The organism is Ruegeria sp. CJ2 (assembly GCF_056536745.1).
The window spans coordinates 227,980-237,151 of sequence record NZ_JBQFQF010000007.1; the positions used below are offsets into that span (position 1 = coordinate 227,980).

The 9,172-nt window shown below is 56.4% G+C and carries 7 protein-coding genes; 2 read left to right on the forward strand and 5 right to left on the reverse strand.

Translation table 11 applies throughout. The features are described from left to right. Positions 1-205: 205 nt before the first annotated feature. Genes ACR0MS_RS12530 through ACR0MS_RS12550 form a run of 5 tightly spaced genes read right to left on the reverse strand, consistent with a single transcriptional unit; the run spans position 206 to position 7,773 of the window. The gene (locus ACR0MS_RS12530) at positions 206-961 is read right to left on the reverse strand and encodes a SapC family protein (protein WP_170621118.1); all 756 of its coding nucleotides are present in this window, start codon (positions 959-961) and stop codon (positions 206-208) included. A gap of 35 nt (positions 962-996) precedes the next feature. Continuing rightward, positions 997-1,809 carry an efflux RND transporter periplasmic adaptor subunit gene (locus tag ACR0MS_RS12535; RefSeq protein ID WP_480572719.1) on the reverse strand — a complete coding sequence of 271 codons (813 nt, stop codon included), beginning with the start codon at positions 1,807-1,809 and terminating at the stop codon, positions 997-999. 10 nt (positions 1,810-1,819) lie between these two features. Then, positions 1,820-3,772, reverse strand: a complete 1,953-nt coding sequence (locus ACR0MS_RS12540; protein ID WP_480572717.1) for a preprotein translocase subunit SecA — start codon at positions 3,770-3,772, stop codon at positions 1,820-1,822. Then, complete coding sequence (locus tag ACR0MS_RS12545; protein WP_480572715.1) at positions 3,765-5,906, reverse strand: peptidase M50; 2,142 nt, start codon at positions 5,904-5,906, stop codon at positions 3,765-3,767. The genes ACR0MS_RS12540 and ACR0MS_RS12545 overlap by 8 nt, the downstream gene beginning before the upstream one ends. 1 nt (position 5,907) lies before the next feature. Beyond that, positions 5,908-7,773, reverse strand: a complete 1,866-nt coding sequence (locus ACR0MS_RS12550) for a GAF domain-containing protein (protein ID WP_170621122.1) — start codon at positions 7,771-7,773, stop codon at positions 5,908-5,910. Between the two features lie 875 nt (positions 7,774-8,648). On the opposite strand from ACR0MS_RS12550, the gene ACR0MS_RS12555 reads away from it, so the two are divergent. Together ACR0MS_RS12555 and ACR0MS_RS12560 are read left to right on the forward strand one after the other, a co-directional pair. Then, positions 8,649-8,891: a DUF3489 domain-containing protein gene (locus ACR0MS_RS12555; RefSeq protein WP_480572712.1), complete on the forward strand. Its 243-nt coding sequence runs from the start codon at positions 8,649-8,651 to the stop codon at positions 8,889-8,891. Next, entirely contained in the window at positions 8,888-9,064 is a 177-nt protein-coding gene (locus ACR0MS_RS12560) for a hypothetical protein (RefSeq protein WP_480572710.1), read from the forward strand. The genes ACR0MS_RS12555 and ACR0MS_RS12560 overlap by 4 nt, the downstream gene beginning before the upstream one ends. Positions 9,065-9,172 lie beyond the last annotated feature (108 nt).

A 9,172-nucleotide genomic window follows, 5' to 3' on the forward strand; every position in this document is an offset into this window, starting at 1 on the left:
AACGCCCCAAAAATCAGACCACTCAAATTCAGGTCTTCGATCTAATAAGAGTGCCGCTCGAGATGAATATGTAAGCGGCCTAAAGTCTTATTTTCGTTATTGTATGCTAGTTTTGCTTAAAAGGTTAAGTAATAGTTCACATTATTAAGCAAGCCTTTTCAAAGGCTTGCTGATTTTCGTTTTAAGAAAGACACGCAAAGTTGATTTACGCCGCAGCATCCGAATCAACCTGAACAGCCATCTGGGCAAGCGTGTTGAAGTTCGTAAGCGACATCAGATGGACGTACAAAAAGCCAAGCAATCCCCTGCGCCGCAGGTCCAGAAAGCTGTCATCTTCCAGACCGGCAAGGGCATCTTCGGTCGCCGCCAGAAAATCCGTGACAGCGGTTTTCTCAATCGGCCCAAGCGAGACGTCCGCCCTGCGTTTTGACAGCAATCCGTGTTCCTTCAATGCTTCACACAATTGCTGAGTCACGTTGTGCTGTCGCTGAAACGCAGTGCAAAACTCAAGCGCGCTGTTGGTGACGGCAGTCGCTTCACCATCGACAAATAGCGGCTCGCCGTCTTCCTCGGAAACGTGCTGACTGTCGCGGTCCACGCAAAGGATCAACCGATCGGCATCTGTGCTAGAAACGAACGCAAATGGATAGCGACGAATATAGGCGGGAATGTACACGCCTTCTTTCCAATTCCCGTCGGCATCCACAAACAGGTTTTCCCCGCTTCGTACCCCCATCAGGGCGATCGGAACGGCCTGGTTCGCTTCTGTAAACACGATTGGATAATGTTTGGCCGCATGCACAAATTCCGCGGCGGTGATCATGACACCTGTTGCTGTGCGGGCAAATCCGTACCCGGTGTCGTTTCTAAATTTCAGATCCCCGTGCTTGCGCGCATCCAGCGGTTCGGGGCTTTGATAAAACTGTGGCTGTCGGGCTTCTGAAGAATTTTGTTCGGACATAACTACCCAATTCCTTTCGGTTAATTAACAAATCATCAATCAGCGACAAGCGCGCTGTCAATTGTAAATTTCGCCAGGCATCTAAGCCCGCCGGGAATTTCGCTGTCTGGATTCGGCATTAACAACCTGACGCCAAAAGTGCCTGAGGCGGTGTCGAACACCTGATCAACAGCTGCAATTTCGGCCTCGTACTGCCCCCCAACCGGGGCGTCCGGCTCAACCACAACCTGATCGCCGATGCCAATCTGACCATAAAGTTCGACCGGCAGGAAAACCTCGACATACAGAGGATCCAACTGCGTCAGAACAAGCACCGACCCTTCCTCGGTCAGATATTCACCGGGAGATAGCAGGCGGCTGACAACCAGCCCGTCGATCGGGCTTTTGATCTTGCGCCGTTCCAACTGGATTTCCGCGCGCCTGAGTTCCATCTGCGCGACTTCCTGATCCAACTCGGCATTTGCCACGTTGCGCTCAGCAATCGCCGCTTCAGACCGAACCTGATCAATTGCAGCAACCGAGGCAACATCGCGGCTGACCAGCACCTCCAACCGGTCCAGTTGCTTTTTCGCAAAAACAAGCTCAGCGATATAGGCTTCGATCGTTTCTCTGTTATTCGCCCGCAGCCTCAGCAACTCGACCGTTGCCCGTTCGAGTTCGGAATCCAGCATCGCCACGACCTGACCCTTGGCAACCGGGTCGCCACGGTCGACAAGTACTTCGGCAAGGCTGCCTGATGTGGTGCCGCCCAGCCTAATTATGCTGGCCGGATCAATCACACAATCAAACGTCGTCTGATCTGACAACGCCGGCGCACCGATCGTCACCAAGACAGCGGACAGGGTCAATCCAAGCATCCTAATCACCATAGGGCAGCGCCTCCGATAGTTTTCTGTCCGCCTTCAAAAGGGCCGTACGCATCCGGCGGTGTTTGCGTTCGGCACGCCGTTGCGCAAGCAGATGAAGCCCTGCGTCTTCCTTCTTGACGTAGCGAGTTAGAATTTGATCGGCCTGAGATCCGTGCTCGGCCAAAAGCGCATCTTCGTCTGACACGAAAACTTCGAACTGGCCCGGCTCGCCCTGGCGTGCGCATCTGCCGGCAAGTTGGCGGTCGATACGCCCGGCATCGTGATATTCAGTCATGACAACCGCCAGCCCGCCCAGCTCTGCAACACCTGTCCCGATACGGATGTCAGCGCCCCGACCGGCCATGTTGGTCGCAATTGTCACGCGACCCAACTGACCGCAGCGCGCAATGATGTCGGCCTCTTCAGCATCCTGCGCGGCGTTTAGAACCACATGCTGGATGCCTCGGGCCGTCAAAACATCCGACCCTTCAAGCGACGCGCCGACTGATCTGGTTCCGATCAACACTGGTTGACCTGTTACTTGAAACTCTTCAACGCGGTCAGCCACAGCCTCCCACCGTTCAGCACTTGTTGGGTAAGTTTTGGGACTGCGATGCTGACGTCTGACCGGACGATGGGTGGGAATCCGCGCGACAGGCAGGCCGTAAACTGACCAGAATTCATCGGCAACCTCCTGCGCGGTTCCGGTCATTCCCGCCAACCTCACATAGCGGCGAAAGAACACCTGATACGTAATCCGCGCCAAGGTAACCCTGCGACTGGAGGGAGGTAATTTTTCCTTTGCTTCAATCATTTGATGTAAACCCTCGGCGTAGAACCGATCAGCCAGAATACGGCCGGTATATTCATCGATGATCTGCACTTTATCCTCGTTAACCAGATAGTGACGGTCGCGTTCAAAAAGATAACGCGCCGCCAGTGCCTGCCTGACCCGTTCTTCGCGAAAAATCCGCATGTCCCAGGGTGGCGGCGCATCATTGGCCAGAGCATCCAGCTTTTCACCCCCGTCCTCGGTAAGCGTGATCCGCATCAAATCCTTTTCGACCTGAAAATCTGTGCCCTCCTGCAATTTATCCGCATAGGAAAACGCCAGACGGCAAACCGCTTCGTCCAATTCCGTTTCCCGTTCGGCAGACAGGATCAGCGGCGTGCGCGCCTCGTCAATCATAACGCTGTCGGCCTCGTCCACGATCGCAAAGGGCAATCCTCGCATCCGCAGGCCGTTGTCTCCATCCAGATAATTCCGAAGCGTGGCGCCGATCTCTCCCTCACCTGTCCGACGATCAAGACGATCGCGCAGATAGTCAAACGCAGCCTCTTTGTTTGAAAGATAGGCAATATCTGCACTATACACCGCCATCCGGTCGGCCGGGCTTTGCCCGTTCGTCGCCCCAGCTGTGGTCAAGTCGAACCGGCCAAAAAACTTTCTGAAGCTGTCCGCATCGCGGGTCGCAAGGTAATCGTTTGAGGTGATTAGATGGACCTGCTCGCCTGCCATGCCGGCTACAGCAGCCGCCAGCGCCGCAGTAAGACTTTTGCCTTCACCGGTTTCCATCTCGGCCAGCATCCCCGACAGCAAAGCATAGGCCCCGACAAACTGCACCGGATGCGGTGTCATACCCAGAACGGCTGTCGCCTCGTGCGCCGCCACAACCAAAGCGCGAGCGGAAAGATCGGCTGGATATCCGTTTGCGCGGCGCAAAAGCGTTCGGATTTCCAACTGCTCCTGCGCAATTTCTGACGCCGACATACGCGCCATTCGCCGCTGTGCTTTTTGTACTTTGGGCAGGATTTTACGGCGAAGCTTGACCGCCCTGAGCTTGGCAAAACGAGACGCCCAAAGACCTTCTATGCGCGCAGCTGGGCTCAGCCTGGGATCAAGATGCCCGTCGTCGCGTTCCGGGTAGAGACGCAGAGGTGAAAGCCAGATCGCCTCAGACATCGAACTGACTCAGAAACAGACGCCGAACGCTTCTGGAAATGCGGAACAGAACTGGTTCGGGACCGTGATCAAATCTGACGTAAACCCGCTCGCCGACCCCAAGTGACATGGGTTCATTGGGAACGATATCGACAATGAAAAACGGATCGATCGCACGGGCTCGGCCGTTTTCTGCAACTTGCGCCACCACCGGTCCTCCGGCCGAAGTTGCCAGGGCTTCGGACGGTACGTCCGAAACGGCCGCTGGGGGAGCCCGCAAGATTGTGCCCGATACTTCGCGGCGCATGCCGCTGGCAGCGCGAAACTCGACGCCTACAAGACGGGATCTGACAAGGTCGATCTGCGATTGCAAGACCACGGCACGGATCAAAGGCGCGCCATCCGGCATCACGAACCCCAGCAGCGCGCCCTTGCGCACATATCGACCAATCAAAGCGTCGGCATCGACCAGAACGAACTGCCCGCTCTGAGGGGCGGTGATTTCCATTTCCGACGCCCGCAGCTTTTCGGCGTCCAACCGGTATTTTGCCAATTCGACCTGTTCCGAAAAGATCTTGGCCTGAACCAGATCAATGGCCCGAACGCCTTCGTAACGTGCCAGGTTGGCGCGCAAATCTATTTCCAACAAGTTCACGCGGCTCGCGGCAATGGGGTCCTCAAACCGCACCAGCGTCGCTCCCTGCTCCACAATCGTTCCGGGTTGTTCGAAAATTTCGCTCACAAAACCGCTGGCGCCTGCACGAACCTGCGCGTTTTCCTCGGCCCAGACGACGCCTTGTGTCATGGTGCGATACGGGATCGGCACACCAGCCAACACCCACAGAACAAAACATACCGCCGCAGCCGTTATCCCGATGGCGCGAGGACGCTGACCGTCAAGGCGAGCGTCAGTCAAAATGAATTTCAGACCTTTTATTATCGGCCAGATCAGCATCATTGTGATTGCCCAAATGGCCAGAACGACGCCGAAGAAAAAGAACTTGCCCGCAACGAACATTGCAATCGCGGCCATGATCGTCAGCCTGTAAAGAAAAGCCGCGACCGAATAGGCGAAAAACCAGCGACGCTCACCCGGCGTGGTGGCGGGATCGTCGACAGTGTGCATCCCCAAAACATGTGTTTGCACCAGAAACTGGACATAACGATTGGATCGCGGCCCCAGGTTCGGCGTTTCGATAAGATCAGCCAGAACGTAATATCCGTCGAAACGCAACAATGGGTTGCCATTGAAAAGAACCGTCGACACGCCGCCGATCAACATCATATTGAAGGCGATAGCCGTGACCAGCCCGCTTTCCGCATTGGCCCAGACGATCATTGCAATCGCCGCAAGCGCCACTTCGACTATGATACCGGCGGCGCCAACAACAACGCGCTGATACTTTTCAGGAAAAGCTGCCGAAGATGACGCATCCACATAAGGCACCGGCATAAAGACCAGAAGCATCACGCCGATTTCGTGCACTTCCCCACCCCAGACCTTAACGGCATAGGCATGCCCAAGCTCGTGAAAGGCTTTTACGAACGGGTAGGTAATTACCAAAAGGATCAGGTTCTCGGTAACCAGAATACGATCCAGCAGGTTCGACATCAGTTCTGGCCAGTTCAAAGCTGCCGTAACGATCCCGAACCCGATCAGCCCCAGCCAAGCGATCAGGCCCCAAAGGGTGAACAGCGGGCGCACCAACATCTGGGTTGCAGACAAAAAACGGTCAGGGTCAAAAAGCGGTATCCGGATCGCCATCGGGTTCTTGATCCTGGCGAGCATATCCCGGCTGCGTCCGATCTCGGCCCGGCGTGCAATTGCGCTGATATCCGTCGGCGCGCCCTCGACCAGCAGGTCCGCCTGCCCCAGTTGCGCAATCAGCCGTATCGTTTCGTCCTGCGTTGGTCTGTCAGTCCCCCATCGTTGCCCGGCATTTCGCCAGATCTCTTCGACCGTTCGCATCCCATTCATCTGCGAAACCAGATGATAGGCGGCAGGCGAAATCCGGAAATACCGACCGGATTGATGATCCTGAACGATATGCCAGACATGCCCCCGATAAACATGCCGGTGAATATCGGCATGCGGTCGAAACCGTGGTTTCAGATCGGCAACGCGATGCCAGGAGGAGCTTTCGAGTGTTTCCATGTCACCCGAACCAACGCCAATGCGCCATACGCACCCAGTCCGTGAACTGTCGGGTCCAGATCGAAATCAGGCGGCGCTCTTCTATGTTTATCTTTGAAATACCCTCCATGCCCGGGCGCAATCGTGACGAGTTTCCTTCGACCAGCGCGTCGACCTCAAAGACGTTTCGCCCATCGACCACACGTGCAACTGGCGTGACTTTGGACACTCTCACTTCAAATATTTCGTTAGCCAGAGACGCCACAATCAACTCACCATGCTGACCGGGTTCAATTTCTGCGATTTGGGTTTCGTCCACCTCGAGAACGACCCGGTAGTGGTCTAGCGGCGCGATCTCGAAAATCAGATCCCCTCTGGACACGGCAGTTCCGATAGATTGCGAAAGATCGCCCGAGATCACCAGCCCGTCGAAGGGTGCGCGGATCGTCGTGCGTTCCAGTTCGGCGTCGATCAGCGCCACCCGAGCTTCAGCCTGCTCGATCCCGATCTTTGCAAGCGCTGCGTCGGCCCTAAGCCGCTGCCCCAACGCGTCTTCATAGCTTAATTCATACTGCTGCCGCTCGGTCACCCAACGCAGCCGTTCTAGCGCCAGATCCGCATCATCCAGTTTTGCAAGCACCTGACCCTTAGCGACAGCGTCACCGGCGCGCACGTCTGCCGTCAGGATAAACCCGTCAAAAGGCGCGACCAAAGCCCGGCGAACCGTTCCTTCAATCGCCGCATCCGCTGTCACCTTGTACGGGGCGGTGGCCCACCAGAAAAATCCGACAATAGCGGCAGCAACAAGCAGTACGATCTTTCGGGTGAAATGCGTCGGTCCGAGCGTGAACTTCAATTGTCGCCCAAGTGTTTCCAGGACTTTCCACAATAACCAGCGATCATTCAGCCGCTTTTCTTCCAACACCGGACCGACCATTGCAGCGATGGTCTGCAGGGCCTCGACATTCTCCTGCGTAAACGCGTCGCCTGATCGCTCCATCGTCACCGCACCATAGATCCGATCACCCGACAGCATCGGTATGCTTAGTATCTGAGAAGAGCCCAGTTTGCGCGACAAGACCTCATGCGCGCGCTGATAAGGCGCTTGATCCTGACTGGGAAAGATCATCGCCATACGCTGATCGCAGGCCTCTTCCATAGCGGATTGAACAAGTTGAACAATCTGCATGCGTTCCGCAAATCGCGCCGCGTGAGAGATTGCGACAATCTTCTGACGTCGGCGTTTTGAGAACCCGATCGAAACACGGTCACAGTCGAACCGCCGGGCCAGTTCCGTGACAGTTGTCATCGCAGCTTCGACAAATCGCGTGCGATCAAGCGCGGCGACCAACGCCTCGGTCGCCATTCGCAACCGCTCAAGAGAGGCATTCGAATTGCCTGCCGCTTTCGCCCATTCCTGCTCGCGCAGCCAGGCGGCTGACCACTGCATCTCACGAAGAGTAACGCGGATACGGTCCTGAGTTGCGTCGGCAAGTGCCAGTGCCAACACCCATTTCGCACCGCCATCAAATTCAATCGGCAATGCACAAACCGCAATGGCACCGTCGCCTTCAAGCGTGGTCGCGACACCGGTTCCCGCCTTGACAGCCCTGTGAACCTCCAGAGTAAGGGCTGTCGGCGGCACAGCGCCTTCAGGGTATTCAACTACGGCATTCAGTGCGTTGCCATCTAGCTCAAACAAAGCCCCAACGCGCACGTTTCCAATACGCGACGCTAGTATGCCAAGCCACGCGCTCAACCAGCCTGCTGTCCCTGACTTGTGTTCGGCCGGAGAGTTAGAGATGGCCTTCCACAAACTTTGTTCCAGCCAGGTTACTTTTGGTTTCGCATCCTCGTGGTCCGCAAAACCCGAGTCATCGGCAGGCATACCCACTCCTATACAAACAACAACTAAATAAACTTAAACGCAGGTAGCTCGGACCACCTTGCGCTGTGAGTTTCCCATCCGTCAACTGTTCTTTTGACCGTTAGTGGATGTGTCGCAAACTCTGGGGTCTAGTTGACGAGCATGCGTGGTCTGAGGATTGCACTCTTCGAATAGTTTTCGAACAAGTTACTTGAGCACGATCTCGTTGAAGGGCTGTCATTTCCCCAAGAATGCAGTTTTGTACGCTGTGTATTTCTATCTGTCTGCGCGGCAGAGGCTGACTTGCGCAGCGCCGAACCACTCCGGCCGTATGATGTTACCGCCGGCAGGGACAGGCCGTTGTTGGTACTGGGCCTCAAACGCCCGCGACGCACACGGCGAGGCGCCGCGTCGATAAGGTCGACCGCGATCCAAACAAACAGGAATTCACGAAACGGGTCGTTCTGGAGCGCAACCTGCGGGTCGCGTGACGGACCTGCAGTCGCTTGATTACCGACATCTGCTGCGTCGGACTTGGAGTGTTCTTGATCTTTCACAGCCGTGCCTCCTTGGCTTGGGCCGAGGCACGAGAGACAGGCTGGGGATACATCGCGGGAAGCTGTTACACCAGCCGACACTCTGCGCACCTCTTGGGTTACGGGTCGGTGGTCGCAAGCTTCCTTCTGCGACGGGTTGGCATTAACATTGCGCCAAAGAACCTCCTGCGTCAAGGAAAATTATCGTTGGTTGACAAACGCTTATAAGGTCCTCAAGTGCTCGCGCCCTTTCGACTGGACTTCTGTTCCGAACAGAGCGTCATTGGTCTCGCGCCCGGGGTTCGGGCGTGGCTCGGTAGGACCGGCAGGGTGCCGATCCGCATATCCGAGGAGACCAGGATGCCAAATCTTACAACCAAATCGAAGCCGGAAACCAAGTCGGCGCTCGTACGCCGCATGCTGGCCCGCAAGGCTGGCGCCGATCTGATCGCCTTGCAGAAAGCCACCGGCTGGCGACCCCTTTCGGTGCGCGCCGCGCTCAGCACCCTGCGCAAGGCCGGTTACAAGATCGACCGCCTGCCGCCCGATGCCGATGGTGGAACCGCAACCTACAAGATCACCGCCAAGCCAGCCGCGACATGACCGATCCAACAATCAGCGAGATCGAAGCGATGGACCGGGCGGCGCTGATCGCCACCTGGACCACGCTCTTTGGACCCCCTGTCCCCAAGGGGCTCAGCCAGTCCTTTCTGCGCCGCTTCCTCGCCTTCGAAGTCCAGGCGCGCCGGTATGGCGGATTGGCGGTGCTGGGATGAGCAGCCTCATCTGACTGGTCCAAATTGATTGTTAGTGCATCGTCGGCCTGTAATCCATTGGGATGATGGTTTCAGGTGCTGGCGGGCGATAGCCCAATGCACTGTGGG